The 21,175-nt window shown below is 43.4% G+C and carries 14 protein-coding genes; 12 read left to right on the top strand and 2 right to left on the bottom strand.

Annotated elements, in window-relative coordinates; all coding sequences use genetic code 11:
• Window positions 1-100: 100 nt before the first annotated feature.
• Window positions 101-2,377, top strand: coding sequence for a hypothetical protein (locus B6K83_RS10480; protein ID WP_085284869.1), 2,277 nt, complete (start codon window positions 101-103; stop codon window positions 2,375-2,377).
• Between the two features lie 632 nt (window positions 2,378-3,009).
• On the opposite strand, the gene B6K83_RS10475 is transcribed toward B6K83_RS10480, so the two are convergent.
• Together B6K83_RS10475 and putA are read right to left on the bottom strand one after the other, a co-directional pair.
• Window positions 3,010-3,291 (bottom strand): hypothetical protein, encoded by a 282-nt coding sequence (locus tag B6K83_RS10475; RefSeq protein WP_085284868.1) that lies wholly within the window; start codon window positions 3,289-3,291, stop codon window positions 3,010-3,012.
• A 206-nt stretch (window positions 3,292-3,497) separates the two neighbouring features.
• Window positions 3,498-7,322 carry a bifunctional proline dehydrogenase/L-glutamate gamma-semialdehyde dehydrogenase PutA gene (gene putA / locus B6K83_RS10470; RefSeq protein ID WP_085284867.1) on the bottom strand — a complete coding sequence of 1,275 codons (3,825 nt, stop codon included), beginning with the start codon at window positions 7,320-7,322 and terminating at the stop codon, window positions 3,498-3,500.
• Window positions 7,323-7,787: 465 nt separating this feature from the next.
• On the opposite strand from putA, the gene B6K83_RS10465 reads away from it, so the two are divergent.
• The 11 genes from B6K83_RS10465 (at window position 7,788) to B6K83_RS10420 (ending at window position 21,145) form a co-directional block, all read left to right on the top strand.
• Entirely contained in the window at window positions 7,788-8,147 is a 360-nt protein-coding gene (locus B6K83_RS10465; protein WP_139175547.1) for a CopL family metal-binding regulatory protein, read from the top strand.
• Between the two features lie 150 nt (window positions 8,148-8,297).
• Window positions 8,298-8,822: a DUF411 domain-containing protein gene (locus B6K83_RS10460; protein WP_085284866.1), complete on the top strand. Its 525-nt coding sequence runs from the start codon at window positions 8,298-8,300 to the stop codon at window positions 8,820-8,822.
• Window positions 8,822-8,971 carry a hypothetical protein gene (locus B6K83_RS18570; RefSeq protein ID WP_233143937.1) on the top strand — a complete coding sequence of 50 codons (150 nt, stop codon included), beginning with the start codon at window positions 8,822-8,824 and terminating at the stop codon, window positions 8,969-8,971. Before B6K83_RS10460 ends, B6K83_RS18570 begins: the two co-directional genes overlap by 1 nt.
• Entirely contained in the window at window positions 8,968-10,254 is a 1,287-nt protein-coding gene (locus tag B6K83_RS10455) for a TolC family protein (protein ID WP_233143935.1), read from the top strand. Before B6K83_RS18570 ends, B6K83_RS10455 begins: the two co-directional genes overlap by 4 nt.
• On the top strand, window positions 10,251-12,068 hold the full coding sequence (locus B6K83_RS10450) for an efflux RND transporter periplasmic adaptor subunit (protein ID WP_085284865.1): 1,818 nt from the start codon (window positions 10,251-10,253) through the stop codon (window positions 12,066-12,068). The genes B6K83_RS10455 and B6K83_RS10450 overlap by 4 nt, the downstream gene beginning before the upstream one ends.
• Window positions 12,069-12,086: 18 nt before the next feature.
• Window positions 12,087-15,269 carry an efflux RND transporter permease subunit gene (locus B6K83_RS10445; RefSeq protein ID WP_085284864.1) on the top strand — a complete coding sequence of 1,061 codons (3,183 nt, stop codon included), beginning with the start codon at window positions 12,087-12,089 and terminating at the stop codon, window positions 15,267-15,269.
• Window positions 15,244-15,957, top strand: coding sequence for a PepSY domain-containing protein (locus B6K83_RS10440; protein ID WP_139175541.1), 714 nt, complete (start codon window positions 15,244-15,246; stop codon window positions 15,955-15,957). The genes B6K83_RS10445 and B6K83_RS10440 overlap by 26 nt, the downstream gene beginning before the upstream one ends.
• On the top strand, window positions 15,957-17,813 hold the full coding sequence (locus B6K83_RS10435) for a 2Fe-2S iron-sulfur cluster-binding protein (RefSeq protein ID WP_233143933.1): 1,857 nt from the start codon (window positions 15,957-15,959) through the stop codon (window positions 17,811-17,813). Before B6K83_RS10440 ends, B6K83_RS10435 begins: the two co-directional genes overlap by 1 nt.
• A 68-nt stretch (window positions 17,814-17,881) precedes the next feature.
• Window positions 17,882-18,358 (top strand): YybH family protein, encoded by a 477-nt coding sequence (locus tag B6K83_RS10430; RefSeq protein ID WP_085284863.1) that lies wholly within the window; start codon window positions 17,882-17,884, stop codon window positions 18,356-18,358.
• Between the two features lie 119 nt (window positions 18,359-18,477).
• Entirely contained in the window at window positions 18,478-20,751 is a 2,274-nt protein-coding gene (locus B6K83_RS10425) for a heavy metal translocating P-type ATPase (protein WP_085284862.1), read from the top strand.
• Between the two features lie 115 nt (window positions 20,752-20,866).
• Entirely contained in the window at window positions 20,867-21,145 is a 279-nt protein-coding gene (locus B6K83_RS10420) for a cupredoxin domain-containing protein (protein WP_233143931.1), read from the top strand.
• Window positions 21,146-21,175: the final 30 nt, after the last annotated feature.

Here is a 21,175-nt window from a genome sequence, read left to right as displayed (position 1 = left end):
TGGAGTAACCCTAGCTGTGGGATTAGCTAGCAATTCAATTAGGGTTTGGCGCTATTATTTGGTTTATAAACCTTAAAATTAGAATAATAATGGAGTAACAATGCGATTCAAATTCAGTTTTTTAAAGTATACCCTTGGTTTAGCCGTTTTAACTTTGCTAACTGCCTGCGGCGGTGGTGGCAGTGACACTAGTGTTGAAGAAAAACCACAAGAACCGCCACAAGAAGAGCTCTTTATTTTAACTGCCTCTGGGCCCGATTCGGTTTATTCGTGGCAACCGATAGATGTTATTGTCACCACCAACAAGGCTGATAGTGAGTACTCTTGTCTTTGGTCTTATGATCGAATGACATGGACGAGTTCACCGCATAATAGCTGTAGCCATGTACCTACAAATATATCTGAAGATACAATAGTCACTTTACAAGTTACCGGCTATTACCAAGGTGAAGAGTTATCGTTTGAGCAGGATATTGTTATCAATTATCAGTATTATATCAACCATGATCAAAGAGTGGTTGCGGAGCATGTTTTACTGACGCAAAATCAATCAATAAATCTGGCTGATATTAGCTTTAACTTAGTTGAACAGGTAGTTAACACTCCAACCAGTCAGACAAAAGCGTGCCAAACGGAAGGCAATTATACGCTCGATTTTTATGATAATAACACAGACTTACTTGTTTCCGTCGGAGATGTAATCCAAGTTGACTTTCAATCTTGCTCTTTTGACTCCATGGATACACTGTTAGACGGTCAACTGGTGATAAATATTGAACAATTATCAGCAGCCGAGCAGCCAAGTGAGTTAAAAGTGATGCTAGCAGGCTTGAACATTGATGTTGACAGTTTTTATCAAACAGAGGTATTGACGATCACCGGTGATTTTTCCGCAGTGCGCTCACAATCTGAACTGAAAATCATAACTAACTTGAGTGCTGATGCGTTGGAATTTTGGGCGCCAAATGAGCAACCTTTACGCTTAACTAACTTAAATACAGAAAAACGTGAAAACTATCAAACAGGCCAGTTGCAGTTGCAAATGTCAGTCAATATTGAGCAAACGGCTGATACGGGGGCGTATTCAGTGGATTATATTTCACCTATAATTGCTCCATTTGGCTCATTTCCAATTGCAGGCCAAATTAAAATTACTAATTTGGAAAATAGTGAGGACGTTTTATTTATTGAAACGGTTGAGTCGCATAGTCGAGGAGATGTCTTCCGGGTTGTTGATATAGAGCAAGGGGTAATTGCACTGAATGCAGCAAACCGAAACGGAAGCGCCGCCTATCGCTTATCTGCCCTTGACAATATTTATATTAATAATTATGTAGAAAATGAGCTTCGCTTGCTAGGGATAAGTTCGCCAAAATATAACTATGAAGTAATGGACTCCTTTACATTAGTATTATCTCAACCCATTAGCTCGGTTGAGGGTCAAGCCATTTTTTACGAAAACAATGTTAATGGTAACCGTGTAACAGGCTCGACAGAATTCCTTGCGACAAAAGTGACGGTAACCCCAGATGATTTTCTCCAAGCGGGCAGCGCATATAGTTTGAGTTTACCCACTCTTACCTCGCAAACAGGTGTAAGTGCGAGCTATCTTTCAACTGATATTTTAATATCAGATAATATAGTTCCTGTCATTTCAATGTCACAAGGCTATTTCTCAGAACTTAGCGCCCCAATCTTATCCGCTTCACAAAGTGAATTGAATAAAGGCACAGAGCCTAGATTTTTGTGGCAGGCACCGGATAACATCAACGTTACTTTTGACACGCCAAATGAGTTAGAAACAGCTATTGAAATAGGCGCAGATGTAACCCAAGATATTGATTTACAACTTACCGTTACTAACGAGTTAGGAAATCGTGCCATAGTTAAATCACCGCTTAGATACCTAGATATCAATGCTTCCTACATGTTAATTATTGGCACAGAGGAAAGTTATGTAGCACAAGGGCAGACCTGGCCACTGAATGAAAAAGATGGTGAGTTTATTCTTAAAACCAAACCCTATGACGAAGCTGAAAAGTCACAGTCATTTATTTCTATAGATTACCACGGGCTTGACTCATGGAGCTTAGACGTTGCAGCACCAGCAGGAGAAACGTTAAAAATTGGCAGATATGAAGGGGCTACACGATACCCATTTCAGGACGACGCTGTGGCTGGTTTAGACTTTGGTGGTCAAGCGAAAGGTTGTAATGAAAGCTTCAGTGACTTTGAAATTTATCAAATAGAGTTTGATAGCGAAATGAATTTGATAAAACTTGCGCTGGATTTTGATCTGGCATGTGAACAGTCAACTCGGAAACGACTTCAAGGGACGGTTAGAATAAACTCAGACTATCCTATGATGTCAAATTAAAAGGCGTTAGCTTGTCGTGTTTAATAGTCAAAATCAGCAGGTTAAGTTCTGTACTTAAATCGACAGATACGTTAATTCGATGAGTTAAAAGGCGCTTGATTATTGCAATGTCATTAAGCGCCTTTGTGTATCCGATTTGGCAACATGTTGTTTATTTCAGTGTTAGAGTAGGCTTTTAAGTGGAAATCAACCCAATCAACCTCTGCTTACAGTCAGACTAGGCAGTTTCTGCTAGTTACTTAAGCTTTAAAAATAGGTATAACCCTTGGATTAATTAACATCTGTCAGGGCTTTGGTACGCCGTGTGGGCTAAACGATTGGCTCTAAATAGTTAAGGTTTATTTTCAAAAGGTTATTTTAAGTTTAAAGGTGTGTTTTGGGGCCAACAGGTAACCTAGGCAGCGAAGACAAGACAGTAGTTGCTAATGCTTTGTTGATGGCCAATTTTACATAGTGGCGATGGTTATTAGCGTCAACAAGTGTTTTTTTAACCGGCCGTGTGCGGGTTGATTTGGATACTAAATGCAAAGCCATAAATATGAGGTTTAATCAGACAAGGCCTTTCTAGCATTGATGTAATTATTAACGGTATTTAGTCAGCTAACAGCGAGTAGTCAGCTAGCGGCAAGGCTTCAAGAACCACACTTTATGACTTTCTCACCCAAATGATAAATATTGTTAACCGCGACATAAGTACTTGAGATAACGGCAGTGCTTGGCAGGGTAATGAGCGATAAAAGTTCATCATGCCATTGATAAAAGCTGGTATCACCCGCCATTAAGTTGACGACTTTTAGGGTTTTCTTATCGCTAGATAAGCCGCATTGGTAATGCTGGTTTTCCTTGACTTCAGGCAACACTACACAAGCAGGAGTTATCAAAATGGCTAGTACTAATAGCGGAGATTTTAACACTGCGCAACCTTATTGGCTTTATTTTACTTGTGTATTCACAGTGCAGCAGCTTAGCAATTTGATTGACGCTTGCCTATAGTTCGTTGTGGCGCTTAACGCTGCGGCTAACAATGATTGGCAATAAAAAAACGGGCAACTAAAAAGTGCCCGTTTTTATGTTACGGCTAAGTTTTCTTAACTTATATTCATTAAGCTAACTTGCCTGATTAATCTTCTTCAACCAAAGTCATCAGAGAGGTATTACCACCAGAGGCGGTAGTATCAATACTGATGGTTTTTTCGGTTAACAAACGCTGTATTAAGTTATCAAAATACTCGGAGCTGATCACAGGTAATATTGCCCCTTGACGCTCAGCAAGCTTTTCACTGAAAAAGTGTTTGCGATCACAGTTACTGTCGACCACTATGCCTGATAACGCAGGGTGCGCTAGCATAGTGGTTAAGTGGCGAAGTCTTGCCACTTGGAAGACGTTTTCACCTTCGCCGATGGCTATAAACTTATCCCGAAAGGCAATAGCTTCGTCGTAATATAGATCAGAAACTACCGCGATGACGGTATTACCGGTTGCCAATGCGGTAACAATTGATAATAACCAAAAGTGAAAGCTAACGTTTTTATCGGCAAAACAAATGATATTACCGCGGTTCTCTAAATACAGCACATTTGACTCACCCGTTGGTCCTGGCAAAAATGTTGGCTTTTTCAGGTGCTTTTCAATATTAATTAATTGTGAGCGTGCTGCCTTTAATGAGCGGTTTAAATCGTCTGCCAAGTCATCAACTATTTCAACATGGGCGATTTTTGCTAACAATTGGCGCACACATGAAATACGCGTATTTAATTCCGTTAAGCGCCAACCTTTTTCGGCGGCGTTGGCTTTCTCCATGATCAAGTTAGCTTCTTTTTCTGAAGTTTGGTCGCCGTCCAATGCGTCAACTTGCCAAGGCAGTAGGTTAAACTCCTCTGGATCGGGTGTGGCTTTTTCAATCACCAAACGGCTAAGGTAGTTAGGGCCACCTGCTTTAGGGCCAGTGCCAGATAGGCCGCGACCACCAAAGGGTTGTACACCAACAATAGCGCCAATCATATTGCGGTTAATATAAACGTTACCTGCACGAGATAATTTCGCTAATTCGAATGCACGGTGTTCAATACGGGTATGAATCCCCATAGTTAAACCAAAGCCAGTGCCATTGATTTGATCAATAATAGCTTCAATATCATTACCCTTGAAACGCACCACATGTACACAAGGGCCGAAAACCTCTTGTTTTAACACGCTAATGTCGCTAATTTCGTACAAACGTGGCGCAAAAAAGTAATGTTCATTGTCTTTAACTTCAGCACCGAGTTGGCATTGGTACAATAACTTACCATGCTTTTTCATATAGTCACTGTGAGCATTTAGTGCCGCCAGCGCTTTTGAATCGATCACAGGTCCGATATCGGTACTTAAATATTCAGGGTTACCGACGTGCAATTCGGCCAACGCGCCCTTAAGCATAGTAATGACGGTATCGGCAATATCTTCTTGTAAAAATAGCACGCGCAAGGCTGAACAACGCTGGCCAGCAGACTGAAAGCCAGATGAGATCACATCATCAACCACTTGCTCAGGCAATGCGGTTGAGTCAACTATCATACAGTTTTGACCACCGGTTTCCGCGATTAATGGTACTTGATCACCACCACGCGCCGCCAAGGTTTGCGAAATAACTGTGCCAGTTTCTGTTGAGCCAGTAAACATCACGGTTTGAATGCGCTCATCTGGAATAATAACACTGCCTACTTGGCTGCCACGAGCAATCACCGCTTGCACAACACCTTCTGGCAAGCCAACGGATTTCATTAGCTCTATGGTGCGCAAGGCAATTAAGCTGGTTTGCTCAGCCGGTTTTGCTAACACAGTGTTACCGGTTGCTATGGCGGCAGCAACTTGGCCTAAAAAGATGGCTAACGGGAAGTTCCACGGGCTAATACATAGCACTACACCCCGTGCTTCTAAGCGTTCATCGGCAGCAATATCAATGGCACGGTTGGCATAGTAACGACAAAAATCTACCGCTTCTCTGACTTCGTCGATACCATCTTGTGTCACTTTACCTGCTTCTTTAATACACAAGGCGATTAGCTCGTCGGTATGACGCTCAAGGATATCAGCTACGCGGCACAGTAATGCCGCGCGCTCAGCAACAGGCGTAGTTGACCAAGTAGCAAAGGTTGCTTCAGCCACGTCTATCATGGCAAGCATGTCATCTTTGCTGTGATGATGGTGATAACCAATAATTTCACTGTGATTAGCAGGGTTTTTAACGGCAAATGCACCTTCAGGTACGTCGCTTGCGCTAATCAGGTGTGACTCAAACCAACTATCTAACGAGGCTTTTAACGGCGTAATAACATTAATATCGGTAAGGTCTAAGCCCTTAGAGTTATCACGAGCACTGCCCATTTCCTCATGATATAAGGCAATAGGTTTAACAATTTGAGTGTTATATTTGTCTTTTAAGCGTTGGGTTTTTTCCACCGGATCGCCCAATAAAGATTCAACCGGCTGTGACTCATCAACAATAGCGTTAACGAATGATGAGTTAGCGCCATTTTCTAATAAACGTCGTACTAAATAGGCTAATAAGTCTTCGTGATGACCTACCGGCGCATAAATGCGGCATTGAATTTGTTCACCTGCGACGATTTGGTCGTATAACGAGTCACCCATGCCGTGCAAGCATTGGAACTCAAAACCTTCTTTGTCATCGCCAGCTAATTCCACGATAGTGGCGGCAGTATAGGCATTATGGGTAGCAAACTGTGGGTAGATGGAATCACGGTATTCTAAAAGTTTGTTGGCACAGGCGTGATAAGAAACGTCTGTTGACGACTTACGGGTAAATACCGGGAAGTGTGAATGGCCATCTTTTTGCGCATTTTTAATTTCAGTATCCCAGTAAGCGCCTTTAACTAAACGTACCATCATTTTACGGTTAACGCGCAAGGTTAACTCGCGTAGCCAGTCAACAACAAAAATAGCGCGCTTTTGATAAGCCTGTAGGGCAATACCAAAACCATCCCAGCTTCCTAATTCGTTGTCGCTAAATACGGCTTCAATAATATCAAGCGAAATATCTAAACGCTCTGACTCTTCAGCGTCTACGGTTAAGCCAATATTGTAACTTTTTGCCTGTAAGCATAGCGCTTTAAGTTTAGGGACAATTTCTGCCATGACCCGTGCTTTATGGGTGAATTCGTAACGTGGGTGGATTGCCGACAGTTTCACTGAAATACCCGGTACTTTGCGCGGGTCATTTTTGCCCGTTGCTTGCGCCACTTGACCAATGACTTCAATCGCATCTTGGTAGGCTTTTAAATAGCGTTCGGCATCTGCCATGGTACGAGCGCCTTCACCGAGCATGTCATATGAATAAACATAGCCTTTTTGCTCTTTCTCTGCGGCACGTTCCGTTGCTGCTGTGATCGTTTCACCCATCACAAACTGTTTACCCATGATTTTCATGGCATAGTTCATGGCTTTACGAATAACCGGCTCGCCTAGTCGACCAATAGTTTTTTTCAACAAACCAAAGCTGTCTTGTTTGCGTCTATCTGCATAATTGACCATAGCACCCGTGATTAACAAACCCCATGACGAGGCGTTAACAAAGAGTGACTCGCTGCTGCCTAAGTGGCTACTCCACTGACCTTGCGAGATTTTGTCACGAATTAAGGCGTCTTGTGTGTCTTTATCAGGTACGCGTAACAAAGCTTCCGCTAAACACATTAATACCACACCTTCTTCACTTGATAGTGAATACTCATTTAATAAGGCATCAATGGCACCGTTACCCGACTGGTCTTGGCGAATTTTTAACACCATTTTACGCGCCCGTTCCCAGGCTCGACTACGGGCACTAACATTTACTTCTGCAAGTGGAAGAATATGATCAACCGCGACATTTTCATCGATACGATAGAAGTCACGAATCTTTTGACGAATAGGGCAGTCTGTGATTAACGAATCATTAAAAAGCATATGCTTTCCCTCAAAATGACTAACTAGTAATTGTACTAATTAGCGCTAGTTACAATAGAAATTATGCCTGCATTCTAATTAAAAGCTTACCGTATGTGCTAATTAATTTTGGCTTTTAAACCATGTAAAATATGGTGTAAATAATAATTGGCAGTATAAACTATCAAACATTAACAAATTTAACATATGTGAAATTGTCAGTTGTCGAAAGCTCGATTGCCCTTTGAGACAGCAAATTAGCAGAATAGTTATACGTCTAAGGATTTGTTTGTTAGCTGTGGTAACAACAGTCATTAAACTTGTCCGTTACGGGCCGATTTTTGGTATTTCTAAACGCTTAATCTTTGTCATAATGTTTTCATTACAGAGAAAATAATTCGTTGAATAATTTAAAAACTTGGGTATTATTAGTGCTAGTGTTAATCATAGTGATCGCCTGTGCCTGTTCCGTTTAAAAATACATTGATGTTATTGCTACTGTGTTTGAGCTTTTTTGGCCAAACAATGGCAGCAACTGCTATGTCTTATCATATGATGGTTATGCAAGGCAGCAGTGCAGAGTCATCTAGCAACAGCACTATGACTATGATGGATCATAGCCACCATGGCATGATGATGGACAGCAGTGGCGACTCACCAGAAAACACAGAAGATTGCTGTTTACAAATCTGTAACTGCTTTACCGGAGGCTGCTCAACGGTAGCCGCCTTAATTGAGCATAGTTATCAAAGCCCTATTCACAGCACCTATAAAATTCATACCTATTTACAACAACTCACCAGCCATCAAGTCAGCTCACTTTATCGTCCACCCATATTAAGCTAAATACAGCATAGTTGTGTCCAAAATTTGGCACCTTAGTAAAGCACACTGTATTAGGCTTTTGATGAATACGGGTATTATTTGCCACTATTCGTGACCTCAAAACTACCCTAATTGTTTACCAATAACTATTTGTCCCGTTAGGGGGAACTGATGATATTTAAAAATTTTTTGTTAAAGTTTACCGTGATTTTTTTCGCTTGTTTGACGCTGGCCAGTTGTTCAGAAAACGGCAATAATGTTGCCAACAGAGATAACGGCACTGTAAAGTCGCAGCCAATTGAATTGGCTGTCTATAAAAGCCCTAATTGTGGATGTTGTGTCAAGTGGTTAGATCATATTCATGAGCATGGCTTTGCATCAAAAGTACACGACTTTCAAGACGTGACTGGCATTAAAGAGCAACAAGGTATTGCACCGCGATATCGCTCATGTCATACCGCTGTCTCAGCTGATGGCTATGCCTTTGAGGGGCATGTACCCGCCAAGTTTATGCATAAATTTTTGCAAGAAAGTCATGGTAATGACGTAATTGGTTTATCAGTCCCTGCCATGCCTGTCGGCACGCCAGGCATGGAAGTTGACGATAAATTTCAGCCGTATCGAATTTTATTACTAAAAGCCGATGGCAGTTACCAAATTTACGCGCATATCAAGTCGTATCAGGAGCAGTTCTAATGGCCAGCACCTTGCAAAACCGAGTGCAGGTTAAGTCGCTAACAGCAGCACTAATGTTGTTGATGGGTTTGCCTGCTATTAACCACGCCATGGCCTACACCCAAGGGCAGCTATCGTTTGCACAAGCCATTAAACTCGCGCAAAAATGACCGGCAGTCGCCATCAACAACAGGCGACAGAAGCGGCGAGTATTGCTGCAAACACGTTACCCGATCCTAAAGTGTCGATTAGCATGGCAGGCTTGCCCACCAATGGTTTTGACCTTAATCAAGAAGGCATGACCCAACTCAAAGTTGGCGTTAGCCAAATGCTACCGCGTGGCGATAGTCTGGCATTTAAAAGCCAGCAATTACAATTGCAAAGTGAAAGTTATCCATTGCAACGGTTAGATCGACAAGCCAAAGTCGCCGTTACGGTTGGCGGTTTATGGTTAGACGCCTATCGCGTTCAGCAAAGTATTGCCTTAATTGAAAAAAATCGCGCCTTGTTTGCACAACTCGCCGATGTAGTTGAAGCAAGTTACTCCTCTACATTGGGTAAAACTCGCCAACAAGACCTTGTTAGAGCACAACTGGAGCTGACCCGCCTAGAAGATAGGTTGAATAAACTGGCCCAACAGCAGAATAAATACCATGGCATGCTATCGCAGTGGCTAACTGTGGTGAACAGCACTGAGTTAGAAAATTATGCGCTAACTCGGAACAGCATAAACACTTATAACATGCGTTTGACTCAGCAATTGCCGCAATTAGCGTTACGAAATTCGGATTTAGTGTACGATGAACGCTGGCAACAAGCACAAAGCTTAGTGCCTTACTTAGCACAGCACCCAGCCGTACTTGCCGTGGATAAAAAAATTGACGCCAGCAAAACAGGCATCAAATTAGCGCAGCAAAAATATAAGCCAGAATGGGGGCTAAACGCCAGTTATGGCTACCGCGCTGATGATGCGATGGGGCGCAGTCGCGCTGATTTGTTTTCCGTTGGTATCACCTTTGATCTGCCACTGTTTACTGAAAATAAACAAGATCAAGAAGTGCGCTCTGTGACCGCGAAAACCGAAGCGATAAAAACTGAAAAACATATCTTGCTGCGCCAGCTACTCGGGAGTTATGCCAGTGCCAAAGGTCGATTGTTGAAGCTCAAAAAACGCCAAGCCTTATATAAAAACAGGTTGTTGCCACAAATACATGATCAAGCCTTAGCATCACTTACCGCTTATACCAATGACGATGGCGACTTTGCCGAAGTGGTGCGTGCTCGCATAGCGGTATTAAATGCCGAAATAGATGAATTAACCTTGAATGTCGATGAGCAAAAAATACACCTGGAATTAAATTATCTGTTTATCGGTGCGATGAATGCCGATATGACAAAAAATATTAAAGGCCGCAGTCGCCACTATGCTGCGATGCTTGGAGAGATAGAATGAGCACTATGCAAGCAATGAATATCAAGCCTATGGTAATCGGTCTGCTAATAGGCGTTATATTGACTCTTGCCGGCTACCGTTTGGTAGCACCTGAGAGCAATAAACAAAGCAGCAATAATGAACCTGCTGCGGCCAAACCTTTATATTGGGTGGCACCTATGGATGCCAATTATCGCCGAGATAAACCCGGTAAGTCCCCCATGGGCATGGATTTAGTTCCAGTCTATGCTGATGATGGTAAAGGCCCTGACGCGGGGGCGGGCACTATTCGCATTTCGCCGGATGTGGTTAATAACTTAGGGGTGCGCACCAGCGCTGTGCGTTACCAGTCGTTAAATACAAAAATTAATACCGTGGGTTACGTTGCCTATAACCAAGATAAATTAGTGCATATTCATCCGCGTGTGCAGGGGTGGATAGAAAAACTGTATGTTAAAGCCATTGGCGATCCGGTGCAAAAAGGACAAGCGTTATATGATATTTACTCCCCTGAACTAGTTAATGCGCAAGAAGAATTATTATTGGCCATGTCGCGGAAAAATAGCCGCTTATTAGAGGCTGCGAAAAGCCGTTTATCTGCGCTACAAATACCCAAGCAAGCCGTTGATAAACTAAAACAAACAAAAAAGGTGCAACAGCGTGTGACCTTTTACGCACCGCAAAATGGCGTGGTGGAAAACTTAAAAATTCGTGAAGGATATTTTGTTAAACCCGGCTCTACCATAATGTCGATAGGAGATTTGTCGCAAGTTTGGCTAGAGGCGGAAGTATTTGAGCGTCAAGCAGGGTTAGTAAAAAAAGGTACAGCGGTTACTATGACCCTTGATTACCTGCCGGGCCAAGTTTGGCAAGGTAAAGTCGATTATATTTATCCTACGCTAGATGCCAAAACTCGAACCGTAAAAGTGCGTTTACGTTTTGACAATAGCCAAGGCTTACTCAAACCTAATATGTTTGCTCAAATTGTTTTGCATGCCGAGGCCGAGCAAGCCAGATTATTAATTCCAAAAGAAGCGCTGATCAGAACCGGTCACCAAGATCGTGTAGTACTGGCGCTAGGCGAGGGCAGCTTTAAGTCAGTTGCGGTTAGTGTTGGGCGTTTTGATAGCAAAAATGTTGAAATACTTGCTGGCCTAAAAGAAGGCGATCATGTGGTAACCTCGGCGCAGTTTTTATTGGACTCTGAGTCCAGTAAATCATCAGACTTTATTCGTATGCACCATGGCGATAGCGCAACAGAGCAGCCAAATTCGGTATGGGTGTCGGCAACAATTGCTAGCATTATGGCGGCACATCAAATGTTAACGCTTGAGCATGAGGCGATTCCTGAGTGGGATTGGCCGGCAATGGTCATGGACTTTAGTGTTGCTGATGATGTCGACTTTTCTGATCTTTATCAAGGGCTTAGTTTGCATGTTGAAGTCACTAAAACCGCCAATGGTGATTACCAAATCAGTAATCTTCATATCCCAGATGGCGCCGCCATGGCTGAGCATAGCGCGATGGACAAAGCCGATAACATCCCGTCAGCAACCGTTACTGGCACCATCAAGGCATTAATGCTTGAACATAACATGGTCACTATCAGTCGCGCTGCGATAGAGAAATGGCAACGACCGGCCGCCACGATGGACTTTATCAGCGCAGACAGCGTCAGCTTAGCTGGGTTGAGTGTTGGTATGCAGGTTAAGTTCACCTTTGAAATTCGCGATGGCGAGTTTGTGATTGTGGCAATTTCGCCGGTAAGCCATGATGACACATCAGCACTCACTTCTGCGCAAGAAGTGCCTGCTGTTGATCATTCACACCACTAGCACAGGAGTAAAATAGCTATGATTGCTGCTATTATTCGTTGGTCGGTGGCCAACCGCTGTTTTGTGTTATTAGCGACATTTTTATTGGTAGCGGGTGGATTGTATTCGGTAAATAAAACCCCGATAGATGCCTTGCCAGATTTGTCTGATGTACAAGTAATAATAAAAACCAGCTATCCGGGGCAAGCGCCACAGGTGGTTGAAGATCAAGTCACTTATCCTTTGACCACGGCCATGTTGTCAGTACCTGGCGCGGTAACCGTGCGTGGTTTTTCGTTTTTCGGTGACTCTTATGTCTATGTTATTTTTGACGAAGATACCGATCTCTACTGGGCACGTTCGCGGGTGCTGGAGTATTTAAGTCAAGTAGCGCCAAACTTACCCAGTGATGCTAGGCCGCAACTCGGGCCTGATGCCACAGGCGTTGGTTGGGTGTACTTATATGCCTTAGTTGATAAAACCGGACAACATGATTTAAGCCAGTTGCGCAGCATTCAAGATTGGTTTTTAAAGTTTGAATTGCAAACTGTGCCTGGGGTGTCTGAAGTTGCTGCACTAGGTGGCATGGTTAAGCAATATCAAGTCAGGGTTAACCCTGATAAATTGCGTGCTTTTGCGGTGCCGTTATCATTAATTCAAACGGCGATTAAACAAGGTAACCAAGAAATTGGCGCTTCTGTCGTGGAAATGGCCGAAGCGGAATATATGGTGCGAGCGACCGGCTATATCCAAAGCGTTGAAGACTTAGAAAATATTCCACTGGGCGTGAATGAAAATGGTACGCCGTTATTGCTAAAAGATGTCGCAGAAATCGGCACAGGGCCACAAATGCGACGCGGTATCGCAGAGCTTAACGGTGAAGGCGAAACGGTTGGTGGTATCGTCGTGATGCGTTATGGCGAAAATGCCCAACAAGTCATTAATGGCGTTAAAGCTAAGCTTGAGCAACTTAAAAAAGGCTTACCTGACGGGGTTGAAGTGGTACCGGTTTATGATCGCTCGGCATTGATAGAACGTGCCGTGGCTAACTTAGCCGACAAACTACTAGAAGAGTTTGCCGTTGTTGCGCTAGTGTGTGTAATTTTCTTGTTTCATGTTCGTTCATCGTTAGTGGCTATTTTTAGTATCCCTGTAGGTATCTTAACTGCGTTTGTGGTGATGCACTGGCAAGGGCTCAATGCCAACATTATGTCATTGGGTGGCATCGCCATAGCTATTGGCGCTATGGTTGACGGCGCGATTGTGATGATAGAAAACATGCATAAACACATGGAGCGATTAAGTGCGCAAGGTAAAGCATTAACCAAGGAAAACCGTTGGCAAGTAGTCACTGACGCTGCCAGTGAAGTGGGGCCCGCGTTATTTTTTACCTTATTAATCATCACCGTTAGTTTTATTCCGGTGTTTACCCTTGAAGCGCAAGAAGGGCGAATGTTTGCGCCGCTAGCTTTTACCAAAACTTACGCCATGGCCGCTTCTGCCGCGCTCGCCATTACCTTAGTACCAGTATTAATGGGTTACTTCATTCGCGGTAAGGTCTTGCCTGAGCATAAAAACCCGGTAAATAGGTGTTTAACCTTTATCTATATGCCCGCTTTAAAAACTGCGCTAGGGTTTCCAAAAACGACCTTATTCGCAGCTCTGGCGGTACTGGCAATGGGTTTTTACCCACTTGATAAAATTGGCAGTGAGTTTATACCGCCGCTTGATGAAGGTGATTTGATGTATATGCCCACCACTTATCCGGGCATATCTATCGGACAAGCACGACAATTATTACAACAAACCGACAAGCTAATAAAAACTGTCCCTGAAGTGCAGAGTGTGTTTGGTAAAGTGGGACGGGCAGAAACGGCCACTGATCCTGCGCCACTAACTATGATTGAAAGCTTTATTCAATTAAAACCCCAAGCGCAATGGCGACCTGGCGTGACCACAGAAAGCTTAAAGCAAGAGCTAGATGCATTAGTGAAACTACCAGGGCTAACCAATGCTTGGGTAATGCCGATAAAAACCCGCATTGATATGCTAGCAACGGGTATAAAAACGCCGGTTGGCATTAAAATAGCGGGGCCCAAACTCGATGTTATTCAAGATATAGGTCAGCAAATTGAGGAAATATTAGCGGATGTGCCAGGTACCGCCTCGGTGTACTCAGAGCGAGTTGCTGGCGGTCGCTATATCAAAGTGGATATTCAGCGGGCAAAAGCAGCGCGATACGGACTCAATATTGCTGAAATTCAACAGGTTGTTGCCACCGCTATCGGTGGTATGAATGTCACACAAACCATAGAAGGCTTAGAGCGTTACCCGGTTAATATTCGTTATCCACAAGCATATCGTGATTCACCCGAGCAACTGTCACTATTGCCGATTGTCACGCCTAATGGCCAACGTATTACATTAGCAGATGTCGCTAGCGTATTTATTGAAGACGGGCCGCCGGGCATTAAATCTGAAAATGCCCGCTTAAATGGTTGGGCGTTTGTTGATATTGATGGCGTTGATGTCGGCAGTTATGTAGAAGCTGCGCAACAGGTTATTGATAATAAGCTTAAATTGCCCGCTGGTTACTCTATTGCTTGGGCAGGACAGTATGAGTATATGGAACGTGCAAAAGCTAAATTAGCGTATGTGGTACCACTAACACTTTTCATCATTATTATTTTACTGTATTTAAACTTTAGAAACGTCACTGAAGTGGCAATGATCATGGGCACTTTGCCACTGGCGATGGTGGGCAGTATTTGGTTAATGTATATAGAAGGCTTTAACTTTTCGGTAGCAGTGGGGGTTGGCTTTATTGCGCTTGCTGGTGTTGCCGTTGAGATTGGCGTCATCATGTTAGTGTACTTAAATCAAGCTTACCAAGCCATGGTAAAAGAGCACCAAGCAAAAGGCATTGCGATAGCGAGAGCGGATGTTTTACAGGCTGTTTTACATGGCGCGGGCATGCGTGTGCGACCGGTAATGATGACAGCCGGCACTGTGATTGTTGGTTTGCTGCCTATTTTATATGGCTCAGGCACAGGTTCAGAAGTTATGAGTCGCATTGCCGCGCCTATGGTAGGTGGTATGTTCAGTGCGGTGATATTAACGCTATTGGTTTTACCAACCTTATATTATTTGTGGCGTAGCTCAACATTAAAAAGTCAATTAGCACAGGGAAGTAGGCATGAAGTTACTAAAAACGAGTCGTAAATTTCACCGCTGGTTAATGCTATTTGTTGGTGTACAGTTTTTAATATGGTCAATATCCGGCGCCTATATGGTGATCTTTGATATTGACTATATTCACGGTGACAGTTTAGTGGTGAACCACCAAACCAAGGTTGAGGTGAGTAAAATTGGCTATCCTTTAGCGCAACTTCAGCGGCGATACCCCGATGCGAAAGATATTGCACTTGAGGTGTTCATTGAGCAGCCGGTATACCGGTTTCACGAAAACGATAGTCAGTACCTTGTCAGTGCAGTAAACGGTACGCAACTCTCACCATTAAGCCAAAATGAGGCGGTTCGAGCGGCAAAGCATTACTATCGCGGGCATGGTAAGGTTGTTGATGTCAGTCTGATCACAACGCAGCCGCCGACAGAATTAAGTTCTCGAGCTTTACCCGCTTGGCGGGTTAACTTTGAGCATTTTAGTCAGCCATCTATCTATGTTTCAGCGCAAACCGGTAAATTGGTGGGCAAGCGACATCAGTTTTGGCGAATTTTTGATCTAATGTTTAGCTTTCATGTCATGGACTATCAAGACGAAGACCCGAGTAATCAACTGCTATTTTGGGTGTTGTTATTCGCAATTTTAGCTGCGATATTTGGTGCTATTTTAAGCTACTTGTTGATATTTCGTGGTAGCAAAGCCCATCAACAAGCAGGTGAACTGTGATGATGAGCATGATCAAAAAACTCCATAAGTGGTTATCACTTTTAGTGGCTTTGCAGCTATTTATATGGCTTGGTACGGGCTTATTCTTTAATTTGATGGATCATGAAAAGGCTTCGGGGAATCAATATCGTCAGTCGCTGCAAGTGGCAGCAATAGAGCAAGCTCGGTTAATAGAGCCCTCATTAGTGCTAGCGTCGGCGCAGCCGGTAGTATCAATAAGGTTAATTTCGTTATTAGCAGAGCCGTATTATTTATTAACGCATCAGCAAGGTTTATATCGACACTTGAAAAGTGAATATAGCTTAGTACATGCGTATACCGGCGCACGGGTGCGTATAACTGAGTTGATGGCCGCTGAAATTGCGCAAGCATCTTATAGCGGTGCCGGGCAAATTATCAGTGTTGTAAAACTATCACCTCCTTATCAAGATATACCTAAAGAAAAAAATCAAGTGTGGCAGGTCAACTTTGCAGATCAAATTAACACGAGTGTTTATGTTGATAGTCAGTCAGGGCGTATCGTCAGCCATAGTAACGATGATAAACGCTTTGTTGATTTTTTCTTTATCTTGCATTTTATGGATTATGGCAATACCGGCAGTTTTAATAATATACAGGTTATCGTGTTTGGGCTGCTGACTATGTTGTTTTGCTTAACGGGCTTTATTTGGACGGTAGACTTAGCGCGGCACGGGCAATTTAACTTCAGTGTTAGCCGTCAAAAGCGTCAATTAATACTGTTAAATAAAAGTCAGCACACGATTGCCAAGTTTGAAGTTAGCAAAAGGGTTAACTTACTTGATGCCCTTAATCAACAAGATATTGCCCTGCCGTCGAGCTGTGGCGGCGGTGGCAGTTGCGGTCAGTGTAAAGTAAAGCTGAAAACCAGCAGTAAAATAACCAGTGCCGAACAAGCGCATTTTAATAACCAGCAATTAAAGCAAGGCTATCGCTTAGCTTGCCAGCATAATGCTGGTGAAATTGAACAGCTTAGCCTGCTTAATGATGTGGCCTTAGCCAAAAAGCACTTACTGGAATTAAGTCATAGTGAGTTTATTAGCCCATTTATTAAAGAGTTGCGATTTAAAGTAGTAGGGGGCTATCGGTTACGTTATAAAGCGGGTGCACATATGCGATTTTTTATCCCCGCCGCTAATGGTGTTTCAATTCCACAACGCTTGCCTGAAGCGTTAAAACCGCATTGGCAGGAGATAGCACTTTTGCAATATCAACATAAAGCTTGTAGTCGGCACTACTCCCTTGCGTGTGGCAAGGGGCAAGTGGATGGCGGAACCAATGAGTTGGTGTTTACCATTAAAATTCAAAACGCGGCTAATAACAGTGTTTTACCGGGTATTGGTTCAAGCTATTTATGTAATTTAACACCGGGACAAACCATCTCAGCTGTTGGACCATTTGAGGCTTTCTATGCGCAACCTGCTAGTAATAAAACTATGGTTTTAATTGGTGCTGGTTCAGGTATGGCACCGCTGAAGGCGATAATCGAAGAGCAACTAAGTGCCGCGCAAGTTAGCAAATGCAAGTTGCGAGAAATACACTTTCTGTATGGCGCACGCACAAGGCAAGACTTACTCTATCAAGCTCATTTTTTGCAGTTAAGTCAGCAGTATCAACAATTTTACTATTATCCGGTATTGTCTAATCCCGACCCTCAGTGGCAAGCTGATAAAGGTTATGTGCAAGCGCTGTTAGCAACACAACTTCATACTATTTTTGATGTTAGTCATACTGAGTTTTACCTGTGCGGTCCGGCAGCCATGATGACAACCGCGATGGAAATATTGATAGAAAATGGCGTTGATGCCAGCAATATAGCTTTTGATAAGTTTAGTTAGCACCCATTAATGCCGCTATATTATGGGCTTTATCTGGGGGTGGAATATTGGTTAAAAAAGGAAAGAACATGGTAAAAAAATTATCGATAATGTTGCTCACTTGTTTACTGAGTGCTTTAACAGTCAACCTTAGTTTTGCCCGAGAGCAAGAGCAAACTGCAAAACCAGTGTTTGTTGGAGTTAACTCAGCACCAGGCAAGGTAGTTAAACAATTTCACCAAGCGTTACACAACGTTGATCAAGTTAATGTTCGCCGATTATTGGCTGACGAGGTGATCATTTTTGAAGCGGGCGCGGTAGAGCGTTCAGCTAAAGAATATGCCCAACAACATATGCTTGCCGATATGAAATTCCTCAGTGCTACTGAAAGTAAGTTACTGGAGCAAACGGTAAAAATCACTGGCAATAGTGCGCTTGCTATGTCGCGAGTGCACATTAAGGGCAAGTATCGAGGTAAAGCGATAGATTATCAAAGCCTAGAAACCTTAGTGCTCGAAAAAATATCAGGTCAATGGAAGATCGTCCATATTCATTGGTCTCATTAGTCTTGGTGAAAGTAATAATGCCTTTTGGCAAAGCTAAGTATGGGGGCGGGCTTTTAGGTAACAAGAATGCGAAAACCTAACTTATAGCCATAAACTTATTGGTAGCATAGGAGGATGCAATGAAGAGGTTGTCAGACAGTACCCAGATACCTGTTCGTCAAGAGTTGATTATTGATGGGGCCAGTTGTGCCAGTTGTGTTAGCAAAATTGAACAGGCATTGCGGGCGGTAACCGGTGTTGAGTCAGCCGAGATGAACTTTGCCTTAAGAACAGTAATAGTTACAGGTAAGGTGGATAGTCCAAGTTTAATTAAGGCTGTTGAAGCGATTGGCTATGGCGCGAAAAGCAGTAATGCCGCTAGTGATGATGAGTTATTAGACCAAAAACAGATTGCTGATGAAAAGTATTATAAGCAATTAATGAAGCAAGTTTGGGTGGCGTTAGGTCTGGGTATTCCATTAATGCTTTATGGCCTTGCGGGCGGCCCGATGACAGTCGTCACATTGCAAGAGCGCATGCTCTGGTTAGCGATTGGTTTGATATGTGCTGGCATTATGTACTTTGCAGGCAAACATTTTTATATAGGTGCGTGGAAATCTTTTGTTAATCACAGTGCCAATATGGATACCTTAATTGCCTTGGGTACCGGTACGGCATGGCTTTACTCTATGGTAGTTGTGCTTGCGCCGACCATTTTGCCTGAGATGGCTAGACATATTTACTTTGAAGCCACCGCAATGATCATAGGCTTAATCAATTTAGGCTTAGCCCTAGAAGTAAAAGCACGAGGGCGCACTAGCGATGCCATCAAACGACTAATAGGTTTACAGGCAAAAACCGCACGCATTGTTCGTGAGGTTAATGGCAAAAGCCAAGAGTTTGATATTGCGATAGAGCAAGTGCAACGCGATGATATTGTTCGGGTTAGACCCGGAGAAAAAATTGCGGTTGACGGCATAGTGATACAAGGAACAAGCCATATTGATGAGTCAATGTTAACGGGCGAGCCTATGCCGGTGGCAAAAGCAGAACATGATACTGTTGCAGCCGGCACGTTAAATAAATCAGGTAGTCTTTTGTATAAAGCGACGCATGTTGGCAAAGATACCGCGCTTGCCCATATTATTAATATGGTAAAACAAGCGCAAAACTCAAAGCCACCGATTGGACGTCTAGCCGATACCATTTCGTCGTATTTTGTTCCCAGCATTATGATTATTGCCATTGTTAGCGCTTTGACGTGGCTAAACTATGGCCCAGAGCCAAGCATTGCATTTGCGGTTATTTCTGCCACGACAGTATTAATTATTGCCTGCCCTTGTGCGCTTGGCTTGGCGACTCCTATGTCAGTGATGGTGGGGGTAGGTAAGGCGGCTGAATTTGGGATTTTGATCCGCAATGGTGCGGCACTGCAAACAGCGTCAAAAGTGACGGCTATGGTATTAGATAAAACGGGCACCATTACCCAAGGCGCGCCGACTGTTACTGATGTTGTTATTGCCGATGCGACTTATGCAGAGCGAGAGCTTTTAAGTTTAGTCGCTGGAATTGAAAGCGGCTCAGAGCACCCTCTAGCGCAAGCTATTGTCGATTTTAGCCTTCAAAAAAATATCGCACCAGCCGCTGTTAGCGAGTTTGAAGCGATTGCCGGTCACGGCGTCAGTGGCGTTTATCAAGAGCAGCAAGTTATTTTTGGCAACCAAGCATTAATGATGCAACATAATATCGCCTTAAATGACTTTGTTGCTCAAGCACAAAAGCTAGCAGAGCAAGGAAAAACGCCAATGTACTTAGCGGTAGATCAGAAGTTAACGGCGGTTATCGCCGTTGCGGATGCCATCAAAGCTGATTCTATTGCCGCCATTAAGCGTTTAAAAGCTAGTGGTTTACGGGTTGTGATGTTAACCGGAGATAACCGAGCAACGGCAACTGCCGTAGCAAAAAAAGTCGGTATAAACGAAGTGTTTTCAGATGTGCAGCCTGAAGATAAAGCAGATAAAGTGGCGCAGTTACAAGCGCAAGGAGAAATTGTCGCCATGACAGGCGATGGCATTAATGATGCCCCAGCGCTCGCATTAGCCAATGTGGGGTTTGCCATAGGCACAGGCACCGATATTGCTATTGAAAGTGCCGATATTACGTTAATGCGCGGCTCATTACATGGCCTAAGTGATGCTATTTTAGTTAGCAAAGCTACGTTAGCTAATATTAAGCAAAACTTGTTTGGCGCCTTTATTTATAACGTTGCTGGTATTCCTGTTGCCGCTGGCGTCTTGTATCCATTTTACGGCTTATTGCTAAACCCTGTGGTAGCTGGCGCTGCGATGGCGCTTTCGTCTTTAACTGTGGTGAGTAATGCTAATCGTTTACGATTATTAAAACATAAATATTAAAGTCCATGGCAAAGCTATATTAAGGGGAGTAACTAAATGATATGGGTTAATATGGTTGGAATACTGGCTATCGGGTTGATTATTTGGTGGTTTTGGTTATACAAATCGACCAAAGATGACCAAGGCTAACGTTGCAAATACCACTGTTGTGGTTAAGGGTGGTAGCTATCAACCGTCACGGATAAGAGTTGCTTCAGGCAAGCAAACTAGGCTGAAATTTCCTTGCAAAGATGCTAGTCCTTGTGCTGCAACTGTGTTATTTCCCGATTTTGAAATTAGTGAAGACTTGCCGATGGCGCGCGATAAGTTTGGTGAATTGCCGGCAATGTTAGCCGGAGAGTATACTTTTCATTGCCCGATGAAAAGGTCTCTCGGCAGCTTAATTGTCGAATAGCGAGCGAATAACCAGTGCCTAGCTGGTAAT

Origin of the sequence: Colwellia chukchiensis (assembly GCF_002104455.1) — a bacterium.
GTDB classification, from domain to species: Bacteria; Pseudomonadota; Gammaproteobacteria; order Enterobacterales; family Alteromonadaceae; genus Cognaticolwellia; species Cognaticolwellia chukchiensis.
The sequence above is the reverse complement of the archived record's forward strand: the minus strand, read 5'-3'. Positions and strand labels throughout refer to the sequence as shown.

Bases quoted from the DNA above. Each gene is read 5' to 3' on its own strand.
- B6K83_RS10480 (WP_085284869.1), top strand. From the start codon at position 101: ATGCGATTCAAATTCAGTTTTTTAAAGTATACCCTTGGTTTAGCCGTT.
- putA (WP_085284867.1), bottom strand. From the start codon at position 7,322: ATGCTTTTTAATGATTCGTTAATCACAGACTGCCCTATTCGTCAAAAG.
- B6K83_RS10465 (WP_139175547.1), top strand. From the start codon at position 7,788: ATGTTATTGCTACTGTGTTTGAGCTTTTTTGGCCAAACAATGGCAGCA.
- B6K83_RS10460 (WP_085284866.1), top strand. From the start codon at position 8,298: ATGATATTTAAAAATTTTTTGTTAAAGTTTACCGTGATTTTTTTCGCT.
- B6K83_RS18570 (WP_233143937.1), top strand. From the start codon at position 8,822: ATGGCCAGCACCTTGCAAAACCGAGTGCAGGTTAAGTCGCTAACAGCA.
- B6K83_RS10455 (WP_233143935.1), top strand. From the start codon at position 8,968: ATGACCGGCAGTCGCCATCAACAACAGGCGACAGAAGCGGCGAGTATT.
- B6K83_RS10450 (WP_085284865.1), top strand. From the start codon at position 10,251: ATGAGCACTATGCAAGCAATGAATATCAAGCCTATGGTAATCGGTCTG.
- B6K83_RS10445 (WP_085284864.1), top strand. From the start codon at position 12,087: ATGATTGCTGCTATTATTCGTTGGTCGGTGGCCAACCGCTGTTTTGTG.
- B6K83_RS10440 (WP_139175541.1), top strand. From the start codon at position 15,244: ATGAAGTTACTAAAAACGAGTCGTAAATTTCACCGCTGGTTAATGCTA.
- B6K83_RS10435 (WP_233143933.1), top strand. From the start codon at position 15,957: ATGATGAGCATGATCAAAAAACTCCATAAGTGGTTATCACTTTTAGTG.
- B6K83_RS10430 (WP_085284863.1), top strand. From the start codon at position 17,882: ATGGTAAAAAAATTATCGATAATGTTGCTCACTTGTTTACTGAGTGCT.
- B6K83_RS10425 (WP_085284862.1), top strand. From the start codon at position 18,478: ATGAAGAGGTTGTCAGACAGTACCCAGATACCTGTTCGTCAAGAGTTG.
- B6K83_RS10420 (WP_233143931.1), top strand. From the start codon at position 20,867: ATGACCAAGGCTAACGTTGCAAATACCACTGTTGTGGTTAAGGGTGGT.